Source organism: Mucilaginibacter pineti (genome assembly GCF_900101875.1).
GTDB classification, from domain to species: Bacteria; Bacteroidota; Bacteroidia; order Sphingobacteriales; family Sphingobacteriaceae; genus Mucilaginibacter; species Mucilaginibacter pineti.
In genome coordinates, this window is record NZ_FNAI01000009.1 from 1 (window position 1) to 17911 (window position 17911).

A 17911-nucleotide genomic window follows, 5' to 3' on the forward strand; every position below is an offset into this window, starting at 1 on the left:
GTTATGCTTTCTTAGCATTTGCTGCACTTCTATGCCAGCAAAGAGGTGGTCAATTTTGCCACGGAATAGGGTGTAACATATGCCCGGAACTTCCAATCAAGACGGCAATTCCCGAGATACGGAACGGCAGGGACCTGATCGACCACGCGACAGCGCTCTATCCGGTGCTGGCATCGGAGAGAGAAAGGGAGATTGCCAGCCGGAACAAGTACCACGACAGGATGTTCGAGGCGGTAATCGCAGCCCACCTCCACAGGCAGCGCGTTACACCTCCTAAGCCCCTTAACTAAATATCGTTACTTCGACAGCCTCGTAAAGAGGCTGTTGTTTTTTATTCCGCATAATCACCGATAAAATACCGTTAAAACACCGATTGACAGCCTCGGAGTCCGCCACGATATTTATATTCCAATTAGTTGTGAACCTAAATCCCTATCAACATGTCAAAGCCAACCGTCCGCACCCATTCCTACCAGCATTTCGAAGACCTGCAGCTTTCCTCGAAGGAGTTTTACTCCGCCCTCGAGAACCTGATCAAGGGCTACCAGTATCCCGACGTCACCCTTTCCGTCGTCGCAAAAAGGGAAGGGGGAATCGCATCAAGCAGCCGCGAATACTTGCAGGTCAGCAAGGCCCCGTACAACTTCCTGATCTGCGCCGCGCCCTTCGGCAGGAGCTTCTTCGTCAGCTGGTGGATGGAGGACGGCGACGACTGGCTTACCGCGTTCTTTCAGCGCCTTCCCCTGATCGGGAGGCTGTTCGGCCCCTACGCCAAGTCGTACTACCAGGTCGACACCGAGCTCATATTCACCCAGAGCATCGACGCCATAGTCAGGGCGGCGGTAGGAAAGCTGGCGGCGGAGCACGGGTACAGGCAGCCCGACATGAAGCTGGCAGAATAATGGCACTCTCGCTTTCGCATCGGCTCACCGCCAACTTCTACCGCTGGGAGCGGCACGGTCGGGGCTGGCACATTGCCGACCGTATTGTCGAGCTCGAGCCGCCCTTTCAGCCGTTTAGGGGGCATGAGATCGATACGCCCTACATTGACGACGGCAAGCGCCATACGGCACTAAGCACCGTTGCAAGCTGGTTCAAGGCCCAGCAAGCGGTGTCGATTCCGCCCGCTGTCAAGGACGACGCTGCGGCATACCCCGATACAGACGGGGAGCCGGAACTGGCGGTCTATTCGATAGCGCTCGCGAGGAACTTCGCGGCAAGGCCCGAACCAATGGAGCACTGCCTGACCATGCTGGCCTCGATCAGCCTGCCGATGTCGTTCGAGCTGATCGCGGAGCCGGCCGCCGTCACGATTCAGGTTACCTGCCGGCAGGCCGTCGCCGCATTCGTATACGCGCAGCTGACCGGCTATTTTCCCGAACTCTCCATACGCCGGGCCGATGCGGATGCGCTGCTTGAGTGCATAGCGAGTGCCGAAGCGGTGCATACGGTCGATATGGGGATAGGGGACGAGTTCATGCGCCCCGTTGCTGCGTTCGGCAAAAGCGGGCCTGATCCGTATACGGCACTTTTTGGCACCCTTAACCAGCTGCGCAACGGCGAGGCCGTCGTCGTGCAGGTACTGTTTTGCGGCGCGCAAAATGCCTGGGCAGAAAGCATCATGGCGTCGGTGACCGACGATCGGGGAGGTTCGTTCTTTACGGACGCGCCCGAGATGCCCGGACTGGCGAGGGAAAAGGTTTCCCGCCCGCTGTTCGGGGCGACGATTCGAATAGCCGCGTTTGCCGACCATGCAGATGAGGCAAGCGAGCTGCTGCGGCATAGTGCCCTCGCGCTGATCGTCGCATCAAGGTCGCCATCCAATGCGCTCATCGGCTTGGACGCTCCCGAATACGCGATAGAAATGCGGCTGAGCGATCTCGTCATGAGGCAGACGCACCGCGTCGGCATGCTGCTCAATACCAGGGAGCTTGCGACGTTCGTTCACTTTCCGCCGGCACAGCTGTCAAAAAAACTTATGCCGAACCACGCCGCGACCAAGCGCGCCCCCGCGTTCTTGTTCAGCCAGCCATACGTGTTGGGAATCAACGAGCACCAGGGGCAGCGGGCGGAAGTCGGGATCGATACCGAGCAGCGGCTGAAGCACCTGCACGTCATAGGCGGTACGGGCATGGGCAAGTCAACGCTGCTGCACAGCCTTGTCGGCCAGGACATGGCGCGGGGCATCGGCTGCTGCGTGCTGGACCCGCACGGGGACCTGATCGACGCAATATTAAGATCCGTTCCGCAGGAGCGCATACAGGATGTCGTACTTATCGACCCCTCGGATGGCGGGTACCCGGTCGGCCTGAACATATTGCAGGCGCACAGCGACATCGAGCGGGAACTGCTGGCCTCCGACCTGGTGGCGCTGTTCAGGCGCTTCAGCACCTCGTGGGGCGACCAGCTCCACAGCGTCCTCGCAAATGCGATCATGGCGTTCCTGTACAACACCAAGCCGGGGCACATCGGCGACCTGCGGAAGTTCCTAATCGAGCCCTCCTTTCGCGCAGCAATCCTTCAAGGCTGCGCCGACGAGGAACTCGCGTACTACTGGCAGAGGGAATATCCGCTGCTGAAGACGTCCTCCATCGGCTCGATCCTGACGCGTCTCGACAGCTTCCTGAGGCCCAAGAGCATCCGCGCGATGGTCTGCCAGCACCAGGGGCTGGACTTTCACGGGCTGATGAACGGCGGCAAAATAGTGCTGGTCAAGCTCGCGCAGGGGCTGATCGGAAGCGAGAACAGCTACCTGCTGGGCGCGCTGATAGTCGCCAAGCTTCAGCAGGCGGCGCTCGCCCGGCAGCAGCAGCAGGCAAGCAACCGCACTCCGTTTTTCTGCTACATCGACGAGTTCCACCACTTCATTACCCCGTCGCTCAATACCATCCTGAGCGGCGCCCGAAAGTACGGGCTGGGACTGGTCTGCGTCCACCAGGACATGCAGCAGCTGCTCCGCGTCGACGGCGACATCGCGAGCTCGCTCATGTCCAACGCCGGAACCCGAATCTGCTTCAGGCTGGGGGACGCCGATGCCAGGCGGATGCAGGAGGGGTTCAGCGGCTTCGGCGCGGAGGACTTCCAGAACCTGAACGTCGGTGCCGCCATTGCGCGGGTCAATACCGCCGACGCGGACTTCAATCTCTTTGTACTTCCAAGAGAGCCGCAAGGCGAGGACCGCACCACTGATATCATCGCAGCATCGCGTGAGCGCTACGGCGTGCCGGTAGCGCCGCAAGGGCCGATCCCGCCTCCGCCCAGCGCACCGCCTCCGCAAGAGCCCCCTGTTCCGCCACCGGCACCATCGCCAACCGTCGCACCGAGGCAAAGGAAGGCGGCAGGCGAGCAAGGGCCCGATACCGAGCACCGGTACCTGCAGAGCCTCATCAAGGCCATGGGCGAGCGGCACGGGTACAGGGCCAACATCGAGGTGCCGACGAAGGACGGGAAGGGGCAGATCGACGTCTTGCTCTCCAGGGATGATGAACGGATCGCGTTCGAGGTTTCAATTAATACCGATGCGGACTGGGAGATGCACAATATCGCCAAGTGCCTGGCCGACGGCTGCACGAAAGTGGCGGTATGCTCGGGCAATGCAAGAAGGCTCTCGCAGATCGGGAAAAGGGTGCGGCAAGGCTTTCCGCCCGCAGAGCAGTCAAAAATACATTTGCTAAGTCCTGATGACCTGCCGCGTTTTTTCAACGCGGCGCAGGCAGCGAAAGAGCAGGCTGCAACGATGAAGGGGTATCGGGTGAAGGTCACCTATGACCAAAAAGGTTCAAACGGCGATGCGGAAAGCGTCATCAAGCGGATTGCAAGGGGCGGGAAGTAGCTAATTAGGCAAAGCGGGATAATTTTATTTTGAAACAAACGGATTTTCCGGGTCCCCTGGACAATTTGCCCTAACGGAATGTTGCAGTATCGACCGGTATCGTTAGCGTGATTGCACACAGCTGTCAATGTGTTTTTATTTGCAAATAATTAATAACCAATTGATAACGATACGCTTTTTAATTATATTTGGTAAAACCTTATCAAAATGAAAAAGCTGCTTATTCTTTTAATTTTAGGACATTTTACTGTCTTTGCCTTTAGCCAAGGCAAAAAACCAAGCAAAGGAAGCGTTGGAATTCTTCCTTCAGATGGACAGATCGCAAAGCCCAAAAATGGCGGGGGTAAACCACCTGACGAAACCCCTGTGTATGTCCTCGACCTTTCGCAGCCAATCTTTAGCGAAAACTACCAAGTAGAGGGCGGTGAAAAGTTCAAAATTAAGATAATAAACATGGTGCCCGGTATGCGCTACACTATTAACGGCAAAACGGAGCCCAAGGTAGAACCAGCTGTAGAGAATCCAAACTTCGCGGATGACAAGAAAAAAGGGTGCATAGACCTTGCTGCCAAATTAACTGATGCTAAAACAGAGACTGCTTTTGGATTGTTAATGGAAGAGGCAAAAGACAGTTGCCGCATGGTCTATAATAGCTTTTTAGCCCTATCGTCTAAAAGCTATAAGTCTATCGAACTCCACAACGAAACTTACACGGTCAAAGTAACCAACTTACTCTCTACGACCACTTGGACATATACATTTGAAACCAAAAGCAAGGGCAAGGTCTTGACGACCTACGGATTCACTTATATTCCCTACTTGCTTTCAAAATCGCACACCTACTACGCGAAGCAGCAGGCCTCGACCACAACGACGGGTGGAACTCCATCGACATCTACCGTCTATAATATCACCCCGTATTCCTGGAATAGTGAAACTCATGCAGAGTTTGCTCCGACTATAATGTTCCATTTCCTTGCGTATGCGGATGAGAAATGGAACGCAAGTTGGACAGCGGGGCTGGGGGCAAATTTCAGTACTGTCGGAGGAAATAGCGTCTCCCCATTAGTCCTATTTGGCAGATCATTTATTTACCACCAAACGTATGGATTCAGTTTTGGTATTGCAGGACACACGGTCAACAATCTGAAAGGAAACTACAGAACAGACACGCCAATCGGCACAAATTTAGAAACAAGCGACTTGATACAAAAGCAAATTGCTTTCAATCCATTTATATCGGTAACGATCAGGTTTGCTTCGGATCCAAATAAAAAGAGCGTGGCCGACAACAAGCTTGTATCAGAACGGTGAATTAATTAGGTTAGCGATAATAAAATTGTCACACCTGTGCTTAATGTGCGGTTGTTATGAAAAAGAATGAGTAAATAAAAACACACTATAAAGGGCGTTAAGGGAAAAGTTTGGGAAGATTTTTCCAAACTTTTCAATAAGTTGTTTATTCTCCAAGTGTGCCTACCGCTTCGCCAGCAGCTTCTCGATGATCCTGCTCAGCCGCGCGATTTCCTCGTCCTTTCCGGCGATGAGCTTGTCGTACAGCTCCCTCTGTCCCGTCACCACGCTCTCAACGTAGCCGAACGACTGCTGGGTGCCCTTGTTGGACTGGAAGTTGACTATGGCGGGCTGGCCGGAAAGGATGTCCATCGGGGACACTCCCAGCACCTCCGCGAGCTTCACCAGCATGGCCGAATCCAGCCTGGTCTGGTTTGTTTCGATGCGCGAGTATGCGTTCTGCGCTATGCCGAGCTTCGCGGCGACGTTTTCCTGCGAGAACCCGCGCAGCTGCCGAATCATCTTTATCTTTTCTCCGAACATATGGTTTTGCGATGCGTTCCGTAAAGGTATGAAAATAGCGGATAATTTATCCAGGAAGCGGATAACTTATCCGCTTTACGGGTGGGAGGGACGGCGGAGCTTTCGGAAATTTGTTCCATACCAAAACCCGAAATAGCATGAACGCAAAACTACTAACGGCCGCCCTCGCGGCAGCATTATTGACCGCCCTTGCGTCCTGCAAGAAGGACGCGAACGGCCCGAGCTCGAAGGAAAAATACCTGACCACGGGAACGTGGACGCTCCAGAAGATAGAGTACCAGACGCAGGACGGCGGCTGGGTGCCCGATCCCCATGCCGCCGACATGGACCATATTGCGCTTTCGTTCCATACCGACAAGAGCGTGACCGCCGTCGACGGAAGCAGCAGCGCGATAGACCTGTGGGAGGCGACGGACGACTTCTCCCAGCTGACTGTTTCGCCCAAGTCCGGCGGCGCAGTCACGTACGGCGTCTCCGAGCTTACCGGCTCGACCATGGTGCTCGTTCCGGCGGGCGGATACTCCTCGTACTACAAGGGGGAAAGGGACACGTACGCGCATTAGCCAGCAGCCACACTATGCCTGCTTATCGGCACAAAATGGCAGAGCAGAAATCAAAATATCGGCTCTGCCATAAATCGTTGAACTTTTGAAAAGGTTGGTTAGAATTTCTCGGGTATCTCCTTAGAAATGCCTTTGGTCTTCAGTAAGCACTTTCCTGAAGACCTATAGTTGCCTAAATTATTCCATCCGGCGATAAGTGTGGGCAAGGCGGTTAATGTTGCCATCAAGTCCTTAGGCCTCATTAAGGTATTCCCATACAGGATTAGTAGTAATGTGTTTATGTGAAAGTCAGAGACATACTAACCATTTACTTTAATTTTTTACGAAAAGCCGTTCAGTGTTGGTTACATAGTGATTTAGCTGACGCTCAGGTCCGAATCTTAGCTTGATCAAATTGCGAAACTAAAATGTTTTTTAAGCAATACAATCTATGGCCGTGGCCGTGAAGTTTCTTTGGCTTTAAAGGGGTGCGCTATTTGCTACGAATAACGTAAAGTACAAGATTAGGAGCTACAACCTTTGAAACTTTTCGGAATGAATTCCAACAAGCTCCGATGTTTTGTGATAATACAGACATCTTTAATAGATATATAATATCATGCCAATAGTTATCTTTGGTAAAGTGAATTTCAAATGTTTAACCGAAACGTAACAACTCTGTTATCATGAAAAACCCATCAATTAGAAAGTTTTCACTTCAAATTGTTTTTTTATTGTTCTCGATTGTGGGGTGTGAAAAGGACAAGGCTGAAACGAATCACAATAACGTCGTTAAACCGGTAGTTGTGACTTTACCCGCTTCCAATGTCTATCAAATGGGAATTAGCTGCGGCGGCAAAGTTTCCTATGATGGAAACGCATCGATAAGCGCGGCCGGCCTATGCTGGGCCACGCACTCTATTCCTTCCATTGACGATTACAAAACCATAAAGAAGCTTGGGGTAAACAACGACTTTTTTATCGATATATCCGGACTCAGCACCAAGACTGTTTATTATATACGCTCTTTCGCCATCAACGAAGCCGGAACCAGCTACGGAAACCAAATCATCGTCAAGACGCTTTAAGCGCAAAACGGTGCCCCTTTAATGTAGCCCTATACCATAATTATTGAAGATATCAAAGAAGGTCAATTTGAATTAGTAGATACGGGTTAAACATTTTATCAGATATTCTGCAGTCGAACATCGTTTCAATCATTATATTTGTTAAAAGCAAGTAAGAATACAATCGTTTAAGCAGATGGAAGAGGAATTTTTTTTTGAACTTCTTAGAAAGGTGAGGACTAATCAGGCCACCAAGCAGGAAACTGATTTTATCGATGCTTACTATCGCTCTTTCGAAGCAAGGACCGACCCTACCACGGTACTCACAATGCCCGAGATCAATGATTTGAAAAATGATATAAAAGAGGGCTTAAAAAGTCGAATCCTTTTGCATACCACCAAAAAACGTAATTAATTAACATGTTGAACTATTTTGAGGGTTTTCTACACGCCTCGATGTGGTGGTGGTACAGTTTTGAGTGTGGCAAGCCATATTTAAATTTATGGCTCATGCATATTTCTTGACGAACAACCAACCTTAATAACCGCTAACATATTAACCGAAACCGCGCGCCGTTTTCGCCTGAAGAAATTCTGTTGCCCCGGACAAATGGGATTGTCGCGAAAGTTGCTAAAGTCATCCATCGGGTTATTTTTTTTTATTTTTATTTAAGTATTTGTTTTTTATAATAATATCTGCTTATATTTGATATAAGCCACGAATTAACCTAAACCAATGGCTTGTAGATTATGAAGAGGGATAATATTACCACTGTTCTGTCGAAATTCGCAAAGCTACTTCACCTGCCTGTCACAGATCAAACCTTTTATGAACAGCTACTGATTCATCCGGAATATCCGAGCTTGCTGGCCGTGAGTGATATCTTATCGGCATACAATGTTGATAACTCAGCCTACCGCGTTGGCCCCGAGGAATTAAAGAACGTGCCTACGCCGTTTATTGCACACACCACAATAAATGAAGGAGATTTTGTGCTGGTAAAATCTCGTGAAGATGAGCAACTCGTCTTACATAGCGAGAAGTTTAACGGTAGCAAGCTGAGTTTAAAAGAGTTCTCTGAAATATTTAACGGCGTCGTCCTTGTTGCCGAACCCCTGCCCGCTTCTGAAGGAAAAGGGACTGTTGTAGAAAATCTGAAGGGCGCTAAGAGCCTGTTAATTGGCTTTTCCGCGTTTCTGGTTTTGATTTTGGGTCTTTGCTACCACACAACTTTTTTTCACAATCTCGAATGGGCAACAACCGCGCTTGTGCTTTTTAAAATCATTGGTCTTTGTACATCAGTGTTGCTTCTTATCCAGTCGATAGATTTTGCCAATCCCCTTGTTCAAAAGCTTTGTCAGGGAGGCGGCAACTCCGATTGTAACGCCATACTTTCCTCGAAAGCGGCGAAGGTATTTGATTGGCTAACGTGGAGCGAAGTCGGCTTTTTTTATTTTTCAGGGACATTGTTGTTTGTTTTGTTTGACAACTCCGGCGCGGAAAAGTGGCACCTAATGACGCTCCTGACTATCGCAAGCCTTCCATTTACCGTGTACTCGATCGTTTACCAGGCAAGGATAGCCAAGCAATGGTGTGTCCTGTGCTGCGCCGTACAGGCCATACTGTGGCTGGAATTAATGCCGTTGCTGTCAAATAGCCCTAATTTTTGGAATCTAAGGGGTTTGCAAGATGCCGGCCTGCTAAGCAGTGCGCTAATCGCATTCTCCATACCTGTACTTCTTTGGGTATCGCTCAAGCCCTATTTAATACAGCTGCAACAGCTACATCCGCTCAGGCAACAATTGCAGAAATTCAAATACAATTCGGACTCGTTCAATCAGATGCTGACGAGCAGCCCCAGGTTCGTACAGCCAGATGAGGACTGGTCTATTGTGCTCGGAAGCAAAGATGCCAACAATGTGTTGACAATGGTGTCCAATCCATATTGCCCTCCCTGTGCGGCTATGCATAGAGAACTACACCAATTAATAGCTCAAAAGCCGGATCTCCAGGCACGGATCGTATTTACCGCCAACAACACCGACGAAGACCGGCAAACTGCGGTCAGCCGGCACATGATGACCTTAAATGGGCGTTCCGACAAAACCCTGGTTCAAAATGCATTACTTGATTGGTACGATCAGAAGCAGAAAAGCTACGATGCTTGGTCCAAGGTATATCCAGCTGAAATCAACGAAGACGACTTTAACAAATTGGAAAAGCAAAAAGAGTGGTGCCGGATGGCGGAGATAAATGCGACCCCAACGATACTACTAAACGGCTATCCGATTCCGGAGTATTATGAATTAACGAACCTCAAGTACATGCTCGATTAGCACATGATGCAAAAATAGTCTGGCATTCCATTTTGGCTAAGCTCAAATATTCAATTCACAATTAAAAGATAGTATATGAAACGTGTTCCAAAAATGACGAGAGAAGAAATGAAAACAATTAGGGGCGGAAAATCCGAGGCCTGTCTTCCGGACGGATCCCCGTGTGTTACGAATTCCCAATGCTGCGGAATGAGGTGCCTTACAAATGTCGGCGGCCCCTTAAACAACAGGTGCTTCACTTAGTCTTTGCGATTTCTTGAAGGTAATCAAGGTGATAGCAAACAAGTGCCAATATAGATTAATCCGAATTACTCAAAAGACCTTCTACTGCTGTTGAATTTCAATCCCATGAATTCACATCGCTGTCCAAGGAGGGCTTTATAGTGTTTAAGAAACTTTTCGCGAAAGTAAAGGAGCATGCACTTTAATAATACATGCCGCTAAATTATCGGGGCGTAAATCCGGAACAAACCATACAAAAACATATTATGAAAAAGTTCGAAAAACTCACAAAAAATGAAATGAAATCAGTTAAAGGCGGCGGTGCATTAGCTTGTTCGCCTGTTGGCGCACCATGTACTGGTAATGTGCAGTGCTGTAGCAATGTATGCTTGACCGGTCAGGGTGGACCCACCGGCGCGAGATGCGTTTCTGCTAAATAGTGTTTCCCCCGTTGTATTTAGATCAAATATGACGGGGGGTACTTTTATTTCCACCTAAGTTACTGGGGTGATCTATTCAGTAATGCAACAGACTTTAAAAGATCAAAATGAAAAACTTTAAAAAACTCAGCAAAGAGGAAATGAAAAAGGTAACCGGCGGTAAGGTTGCGGGATGCAAAGTCTTAGGCTCCCCATGTCTGACCAACGCTGAATGCTGTCCAAATTTTTGCAAGCCAATCGCGCCAGGGCAGGGCGTTTGCGCAAACCCTTAGTTAAGGTATGCTCCGCTCAACTGCAATCAGTTGAGCGGAGCATTTTTTTAAGAGTTTCTTAATCAATTTCTACCGCACATCTGAACTATGAGTTTCCCCTTTTATAAACAACCCGATCAAATGGATTGCGGCCCGGCGTGCCTACGTATGGTGTCTAAGTATCACCGCCGCAATATCAAACTGCAAACCTTGCGTGACCTTTGCGAGATCGATAGAGAGGGCGTATCGTTATTCGGGATAAGTGATGCTGCCGAAAAAATTGGCTTCCGTTCTTTGGGCGTTAAAATTAGCGCCTCAGAAATAAGGGAGGCCGAGCTGCCGTGCATTCTTCACTGGAGGCAGAATCATTTCGTGGTTTTATATCGCATAAGAAATAAACGATATTATATTGCTGATCCCGGAGCGGGGCTAATCGTCCTTAGCGAAATCGAATTCACCCGGAATTGGCTGGAAATGGCGGACAACGATCTCGGTATCGCCTTGTTGCTTGCTCCAAGTCCGCAGTTCTACGAACAGGACGATGAAAGGGAACCCAATATAAACTGGACGTTTCTAATGCGTTATCTCGTTAGTTACCGTAAGCTGGCTTTTCAATTGTTATTCAGTTTGGGAATAGGGAGTTTATTTCAGTTGATAACGCCATTTTTAACTCAGTCCATTGTGGACGTCGGTATTAATACCCGTAATCTGAGCTTTGTTTACATTATTATCATTGCGCAATCCGCGTTAATCGTTGGCCGTGTAAGCTTAGAATTTATTAAATCATGGATTTTGCTTCATATCAGTACAAGGGTTAATATTTCCATACTTACGGATTTTTTGATCAAGCTCATGAAGCTTCCGATCAGTTTCTTTGACAGCAAAATGACGGGTGACATCATGCAGCGTATGAGCGATCAACGGAATATTGAGATCTTTTTGACGGGCTCAACCCTTCCGGCAGTGTTTTCTATGTTCAACCTATTGGTATTCTCTGTTGTACTCGCCCATTATAACTTATATATCTTTCTGGTCTTCGTCATCAGCAGCTTTCTATACATCGGCTGGATTTGGCTTTTTTTAAATCAACGTCGGATATTAAACTACAAAAGTTTTGAGGTCATGTCCCGCAACCAGAGCAGCATGGTGCAGTTGATAAACGGAATGCAGGAGATTAAGCTTAATAACTGCGAGCAGCAAAAGCGTTGGGAATGGGAGCACATTCAGGCGCGCCTATTCAAATTCAACGTGAAAACACTCGCCCTTAACCAGTACCAGCAGGGAGGGGCCACTCTAATTAACGAAGGGAAGAATCTTTTAATCACCTTTTTAAGCGCAAGTGCGGTCATTCACGGGAATTTGACCCTGGGAGCTATGGTTGCAATTCAATATATCGTCGGTCAACTGAGCACACCCATCGAGCAGATGTTAGCGTTTATTCAGGATTTCCAAAGTGCGAAGATAAGTTTAGAGCGGCTCAATGAAATCCACCAGATGCGGGACGAGGAGCCCATAGAAAAGCTTTTCAATCACCTGATTCCGGAAAACAAGGGAATAAGCATTAATAAGTTAACATTTCGCTATCCGGGAGCGGGAAATGATCCGGTATTGGAAAACATCAATTTATATATACCACAAGGTAAAACAACGGCAATAGTCGGAATGAGCGGAAGCGGTAAAACGACAATTCTCAAGCTACTATTGCGCTTTTATGAACCTCAGGAGGGCGATATTAAGGTTGGCAATCAACTTATAGGCAACATCAGTTACAAAACCTGGAGAAACCAGTGCGGTGTTGTGATGCAAGATGGATTTATATTTTCGGATTCGATCGAAAAAAACATTGCGGTAGGCGATGAACATCCAGACCGGAGCAAACTGGACCATGCTGTGAAAGTTGCAAATATCGAAAGCTTCATCAGCGGCCTCCCGTTAGGGTTTAACACAAAAATAGGTGCGGAAGGAAACGGCCTAAGTCAAGGTCAGAAACAACGGCTACTTATTGCACGCGCCGTCTATAAAGATCCACATTATATCTTTTTCGACGAGGCAACCAATGCCTTAGATGCTAATAACGAAAAGATAATCATGGATAATCTTACTAAATTCTTCGAGGGCAGGACGGTAATAATTGTTGCCCACAGGTTAAGTACCGTAAGCAACGCGGACAATATCATCCTTCTTAATAACGGAAGGATATCTGAGCAGGGTACACACCTTCAACTCGCGGCATTGAAAGGCGAGTATTATAACTTAGTAAAAAACCAATTACAACTTGACGGATAGACATGCCAGCAACCAATTCGGAACCACGACATACAGAGGACATACAGGATATCATCACAGCAGTACCGTCATGGATACTCAGGTGGGGAACTACGCTTTTTTCAATTGTGCTATTATTGCTTATCGCCTTTTCTGCAATTATACGTTACCCGGATATTATAACCGTACAGCTACAAATTGTTTCTCCAAATTCTGCAAAGCCAATAGTTTCAAAAACAACAGGAAAACTAATCAAGCTTTTGGTTGGCGACGATAAGAATGTCAAAAGCGGCCAATCTTTGGCCTTCATGGAAAGCACCGCTAAACATACAGCGGTATTAGATTTGATCGAGGGCCTTAAACGAATACAGTATCAGGTTTTACGTGATGAAGCGTTTGACAGCCGGGTTTTTAATCGCGATGAAAACCTTGAATTAGGAGAAATACAATCTGCTTATCAGTTGTTTTTTGAGGAATACCAGAATTATATTTCAACGATTAACAGCGGTTTTTTGTTAAAGCGGAAACTCTATCTTCAGAACGATCTCGCAAATCTCGTTCAAATGAAGCATAAACTAACGGTTGAAAAAGGTTTTAAAGAGCGCGATTTGAACTTGGCAGCGGAAGAATTCGAAATGCATAAAAAACTGGAAAACTCCAGGGTTGAAACACAGGCGGAATTTCGGCAAGAGGAAAGTAAATACCTGGCAAAAAAAACCCCTTTGCTGGAAATTGAATCGGCTATAATTAGCAGCAGTGACAACTACACTTCTAAACAAAAGGAAATTCTGGAGCTCGAAAACGAGATACAAAATTCAAAAGGGAGGTTTCTACAGGCTTTGAATAGCTTTATAAGCGTGGCGGAGGACTGGAAAAGCAAATACATTTTAACAGCATCACAATCCGGAAAATTGTCATACATCGGAATTGTTCAAGAAAACCAAGTAATAGCTACCGGCCAAGAGGTGTTTTTTGTCAATCCGGGTGACGAACAATTTTTTGGAAAAATTTCAATACCTCAAAACAGCATCGGCAAAGTCGATGAGGGTCAATCCGTGCTGATTAAAATGAAAGGATTTCCTTTTGAAGAATTTGGCTTTCTCAGGGGAAAAATTAAATACATATCGAACGTACCGTACAGGGATAGCGTCTTTATAGCAAAAGTTGACCTATCACTTAATAACACGACAGATTTGAAAAAATCGATACATTTAAAACAAGGCATGACGGCTGATGCAGAAATTATAACGCAAAGCGCCACGATATTGGAAAGGATAGGAAGAAATATATTCAATAACACGCGTTAAATGTAACGGAGGGAACGAGTTGTTTTCACCTCCATAGGATCGCTGTCGAATGTAGCCTCTGCCCGCCTCGCTCGCGGCGGTAATCAATTTGTCAATGTAAAACACCGCTCTTATGAGCGGTGTGAGGGTAGCCGGTTAGGCAAATGTTGCCATGCGCGTTCGATTAGCAGTCGGGTCTTGGGATGGGCCACGGGCCTGCCCCGTTCCCACCTTCTCGCCCCGTCCTCCGAGACGCACAGCAGCGATGCGCACGCCCTGAAGCTCAGTCCGCAGCAGTATCGAATCTGCGTGAGCATTCCCGCGAGCGATTCCGTCTCGTGATCGAAGGGGTAGTAGCCGAGAAACCGGATGATTGCGGGGTAGTGGCGGACCTGCGGCGCGCTTCTCCCGTTCTCCCAGTACGTTACGCAGTCCTCGGTGACGCCGAGCGATTTGGCCGCCTCTTTCTGAGACAACCCGCCCTCGATCCTCTTCTTCCGGATGTGCCCGCCGACCGTATGCGGATTCTCATTGTATTGCTTCGTTCCGCGGTTCCTGAACGCCTTCGTGCCCGGGAGAAATGTGTACGGATGAATGTCCCTGTGGATATTATAATCATCCCGAAAAGGAGTGCATTTGCCCGCCGGGAATGGTGCAAAAGTATCTAAGCAAGATCTCGGGCCCGCTGTTGGATAGGATAGACCTCCATGTAGAAGTTACCCCGGTAAACTTTAATGAACTCTCGTCAGACAGGGCAGCCGAAAAAAGCGAGCTGATCCGTGAACGGGTAATAAAAGCGCGAGAGATACAAATTGAACGTTTTGGTGAACGCCCCGATCTGCATGCTAATGCACAAATGAGCCCACAAATGGTGCGCGACCTTTGTAAAATAGACAGTGCAGGCCAAATCCTGCTCAAAAAAGCGATGGAAAAGCTTGGCCTCTCTGCCCGTGCTTACGACCGTATCCTGAAAGTATCCCGTACTATCGCCGATCTTGCGGGCAGCGAAGATATTAAATTGGAACACCTTGCCGAAGCCATCCATTTCAGAAGTTTGGATAGGGAAGGATGGGCTGGGTAGGGATATGAAGAAATTGAAAAGCCGGATACTCTCTTTGATTGAAATAGCGAGATTATTAAAACTGAATGATCGAGATATAAACGTTTCATTGGAGTACATGGAATATAACGAACAAGGTTTGGCTTTCGATCAAATTATTACGCAGATGCACGAATATGATATCGAAATAGGCAATGACGTATACGCATTGATTCAAGATATTGCCGACATGATGCAACTGCCGGCTAAAGACTATTATTTTATGCGCGAATTAATTCGATCAGAAAATGAGATTCCAAAACCCGTCATGGATGAGATTGGAAAAATTATAGCAAGCCTGAAATAGATTTCAGTTAGTTATCTACCTAACCACAAATCAAAAAGATTATTTCCCGGCTATAATCTGTAAACTATAAAAAACGTACCCTCCCTTTTTCGCAAACACCCTCACCTTATTAATTCCTGTTTTTAACGGTAAACCATCAACAGGAATAATCTGACGGGTATTAGCACCTTTGTTGGGGATTACGACAGTATGTTCAACGCCGTTAACACCAACCGTTAATTCGGCATTATCAACACCGGATGCCACTGTTAGCTTTACCGCATATTTACCGGCCGTTTTTGCTTTAACGGTATACTGTAGCCATTCGCCCTCTTCAATATTATCTATATAGTAACCGTTTGCGCGGGTTGAATCTTTGCTGATATCCACACCATCATTGCGGTATACCCCGCCGGCGTTGCCTTTGCCGTATTTGCCGGTAGATATATGGTAATCTGCCGTGTCGGTATCAAAATAAGCAAAACCGTTGCGGCCCATATCGTAATCAACGGCATTTATGCTACTTCCGTTGGCTATATTGTTTTTAAATGGTTTTGTAGCAGTAGTAAATGGCTGCCTTAAAATAGCATCTATTACATCATGGTGAATAATGGCGTTTTCCAGCTTGGCATGTTTGGCCAATTCCATAGTGCCCGCGTAGGTTGTGGCGGCATCTGGTTGCTGTTTGCCGGTGTTCATATAGTTCGCAACCGCATCGTAATTGGGGTTTGACGGTATTTCGATTGGGTTGTTGTTGCCCATTTTTTTCAGGGGCCAAAGCGCCCAGCCAATATTATTCTTTTCCAATAGCCGGATAGCCTCGGTTAGCCACACATTGGAGTTTTCCCCGGTTTCGCCAAGCCATACGGGGATATTGTATTGATTACGTGTGCTGAGGATGTTTTTTATGGATGCCTCGTCATTATAGTTCCAGTATTTGTGGAAACTCAGCACCATGTTGTTGTCCCATGCTGGTAAAATGCCATTATAGTTATTACCCCAGCCATTGCCTTCAATAATGATAATGTGTTTTTTGTCAGCCTCGCGAATAGCAGTAGTTATATCCACCATTAATTTTCTGAGCGGCGCGTTAGTTTTTTCATTCAGGCCGTTCTTGTCTTTTTCGGGATCGTCGAAACCCCAGTTGGGTTCGTTGATGATATCATAACCGGCAATATTCGGTTCGTTTTTGTAGCGTTCGGCCAGTTTACGCCAAAGGGCAATCATTTTTTGTTTATTAGCTTCACTATTCCATAACGATGGATTATCGGGGTTCCTGTCGGATATATTCATGTCATTGCCCTGGCCGCCGGGTGTGGCGTGCATATCAAGGATGAGGTACATATGATTGGCTTTGCACCAGGCCAGCAGCTTATCGGTCATTTCAAAACCCTTATTTATCCAGGTGTTTTTCCCTGCAACGGGTTCTTTTTCAACCGGCAGGGTATACAGGTTATAATGCATGGGAAGCCTGATGGAATTAAAGCCCCACCGACGCATCGAATCCACATCAATTTTGCGTGTTCCATTTAGTAGCCACGCATCATAAAACTCCTTTGTTTTGGCAGCACCCATCAGCACTTCCAACCTTTCCCTAATACGATACTGGCGACTATCCTCATTAATATGCAGCATATAGCCCTCTTGTAGCATCCAGCCACCAAGGCCCATGCCGCGCAGTAATACGTTTTTGCCGTTTTGATTCACAATGGTTGTGCCCTTGGTTTTTAAAAAACCTTGCGCATTACTTTGGATTGAAAATATCAAAACAAATAAAAGCATCAGCAAGCCTTTTGCCGATTGCTTAAACAGGGTTGTTTTAAGCATAGGTGCCATAATACGGGCGATGATAATTGGTAAAGTAAATTTATAAATAAAAGTGTAAAAGGTACACCAAGAAGATTTTTAAATTAACGGCGAATAATACAGCCCCTTTACGCAAGGAGTCATTTAATTAGAAACTTAAAATATTTGGTTTTATTAAAAATAATTAATAGTTTCACTTGCACTATCCGCATGAAAGAGCACAATAAAAAGATCATCATTTTTGATGATGACGAGGACATCCTTTCCATTTGCAGTTATATTTTAGAAGAGCAGGGTTGGGAGGTTCATACCTATACCGACTGCAATAATATAACTGAAAAAGTTTCCGGTATTTTTCCGGATGTTATATTAATGGATAACTGGATTCCCGACGCTGGCGGAATTATTGCCACGCAAACCCTTAAAAAATCCGAAGAGCTAAAAAACATCCCCGTAATCTATTTTTCGGCCAATAGCGATATTCAGATCCTGGCAAACCACGCGGGTGCACAAACTTACCTGGCCAAGCCATTCGACCTGGAAGAGCTGGAGCGTGTTATCAATACCGTATTGGTAGCCGATTAAAAAATCAAAATAAAATATTTATCCAACAAAAAGCCCCATCTGTCAGATGGGGCTTTT

17 protein-coding genes and 1 pseudogene are annotated in these 17911 nt (G+C 47.2%); 15 read left to right on the forward strand and 3 right to left on the reverse strand.

The genetic code is table 11. The features are described from left to right. The 4 genes from BLS59_RS32040 to BLS59_RS18315 form a co-directional block, all read left to right on the forward strand. Positions 1–290, forward strand: a 290-nt coding sequence (locus tag BLS59_RS32040; protein WP_205411305.1) for a hypothetical protein, incomplete at its 5' end; no start/stop codon positions are given. Positions 291–440: 150 nt separating this feature from the next. After that, a complete protein-coding gene (locus BLS59_RS18305; protein WP_091151275.1) occupies positions 441–902 on the forward strand; it encodes a hypothetical protein in 462 nt (153 codons plus the stop codon). Continuing rightward, on the forward strand, positions 902–3832 hold the full coding sequence (locus BLS59_RS18310; protein WP_091151276.1) for a type IV secretory system conjugative DNA transfer family protein: 2931 nt from the start codon (positions 902–904) through the stop codon (positions 3830–3832). The genes BLS59_RS18305 and BLS59_RS18310 overlap by 1 nt, the downstream gene beginning before the upstream one ends. Positions 3833–4039: 207 nt before the next feature. Then, positions 4040–5146, forward strand: coding sequence for a hypothetical protein (locus BLS59_RS18315; protein WP_091151278.1), 1107 nt, complete (start codon positions 4040–4042; stop codon positions 5144–5146). Positions 5147–5308: 162 nt separating this feature from the next. Here BLS59_RS18315 and BLS59_RS18320 read toward each other — a convergent pair whose 3' ends face one another. Next, on the reverse strand, positions 5309–5668 hold the full coding sequence (locus BLS59_RS18320; RefSeq protein ID WP_091151279.1) for a helix-turn-helix domain-containing protein: 360 nt from the start codon (positions 5666–5668) through the stop codon (positions 5309–5311). A 137-nt stretch (positions 5669–5805) separates the two neighbouring features. Here BLS59_RS18320 and BLS59_RS18325 point away from each other — a divergent pair, with 137 nt between their 5' ends. The 8 genes from BLS59_RS18325 to BLS59_RS18355 all read left to right on the forward strand — a co-directional run bounded on the left by BLS59_RS18325 (position 5806) and on the right by BLS59_RS18355 (position 14099). Next, positions 5806–6231 (forward strand): hypothetical protein, encoded by a 426-nt coding sequence (locus BLS59_RS18325; protein WP_091151281.1) that lies wholly within the window; start codon positions 5806–5808, stop codon positions 6229–6231. 665 nt (positions 6232–6896) lie between these two features. Further along, entirely contained in the window at positions 6897–7298 is a 402-nt protein-coding gene (locus BLS59_RS31260) for a hypothetical protein (RefSeq protein WP_143014163.1), read from the forward strand. Positions 7299–7473: 175 nt separating this feature from the next. Further along, on the forward strand, positions 7474–7692 hold the full coding sequence (locus BLS59_RS18335; protein WP_091151284.1) for a hypothetical protein: 219 nt from the start codon (positions 7474–7476) through the stop codon (positions 7690–7692). Between the two features lie 335 nt (positions 7693–8027). Beyond that, positions 8028–9614: a vitamin K epoxide reductase family protein gene (locus BLS59_RS18340; protein ID WP_091151286.1), complete on the forward strand. Its 1587-nt coding sequence runs from the start codon at positions 8028–8030 to the stop codon at positions 9612–9614. 488 nt (positions 9615–10102) lie between these two features. Beyond that, on the forward strand, positions 10103–10276 hold the full coding sequence (locus BLS59_RS18345; protein WP_162842688.1) for a bacteriocin-like protein: 174 nt from the start codon (positions 10103–10105) through the stop codon (positions 10274–10276). Positions 10277–10383: 107 nt separating this feature from the next. Continuing rightward, the gene (locus BLS59_RS32710; RefSeq protein ID WP_143014165.1) at positions 10384–10548 is read left to right on the forward strand and encodes a bacteriocin-like protein; all 165 of its coding nucleotides are present in this window, start codon (positions 10384–10386) and stop codon (positions 10546–10548) included. Between the two features lie 87 nt (positions 10549–10635). Beyond that, positions 10636–12813 carry a peptidase domain-containing ABC transporter gene (locus BLS59_RS18350; protein ID WP_091151289.1) on the forward strand — a complete coding sequence of 726 codons (2178 nt, stop codon included), beginning with the start codon at positions 10636–10638 and terminating at the stop codon, positions 12811–12813. Positions 12814–12920: 107 nt separating this feature from the next. Next, positions 12921–14099: an HlyD family secretion protein gene (locus BLS59_RS18355; RefSeq protein ID WP_205411306.1), complete on the forward strand. Its 1179-nt coding sequence runs from the start codon at positions 12921–12923 to the stop codon at positions 14097–14099. 110 nt (positions 14100–14209) lie between these two features. Here the strand turns inward: BLS59_RS18355 and BLS59_RS32715 are convergent, their stop codons facing one another. After that, positions 14210–14686: a helix-turn-helix domain-containing protein gene (locus tag BLS59_RS32715; RefSeq protein WP_143014175.1), complete on the reverse strand. Its 477-nt coding sequence runs from the start codon at positions 14684–14686 to the stop codon at positions 14210–14212. Here BLS59_RS32715 and BLS59_RS18365 point away from each other — a divergent pair. Then, positions 14674–15159: pseudogene (locus BLS59_RS18365) on the forward strand (magnesium chelatase subunit ChlI family protein); the annotation flags it as partial. The gene BLS59_RS32715 and the pseudogene BLS59_RS18365 sit on opposite strands and share 13 nt — an antisense overlap. Positions 15160–15163: 4 nt before the next feature. Further along, entirely contained in the window at positions 15164–15484 is a 321-nt protein-coding gene (locus BLS59_RS18370) for a MafI family immunity protein (protein WP_091151295.1), read from the forward strand. Positions 15485–15523: 39 nt separating this feature from the next. On the opposite strand, the gene BLS59_RS18375 is transcribed toward BLS59_RS18370, so the two are convergent. Further along, complete coding sequence (locus tag BLS59_RS18375) at positions 15524–17299, reverse strand: cellulase family glycosylhydrolase (RefSeq protein ID WP_240315274.1); 1776 nt, start codon at positions 17297–17299, stop codon at positions 15524–15526. 180 nt (positions 17300–17479) lie between these two features. Here BLS59_RS18375 and BLS59_RS18380 point away from each other — a divergent pair, with 180 nt between their 5' ends. Further along, positions 17480–17854 (forward strand): response regulator, encoded by a 375-nt coding sequence (locus BLS59_RS18380; protein WP_091151297.1) that lies wholly within the window; start codon positions 17480–17482, stop codon positions 17852–17854. Positions 17855–17911 lie beyond the last annotated feature (57 nt).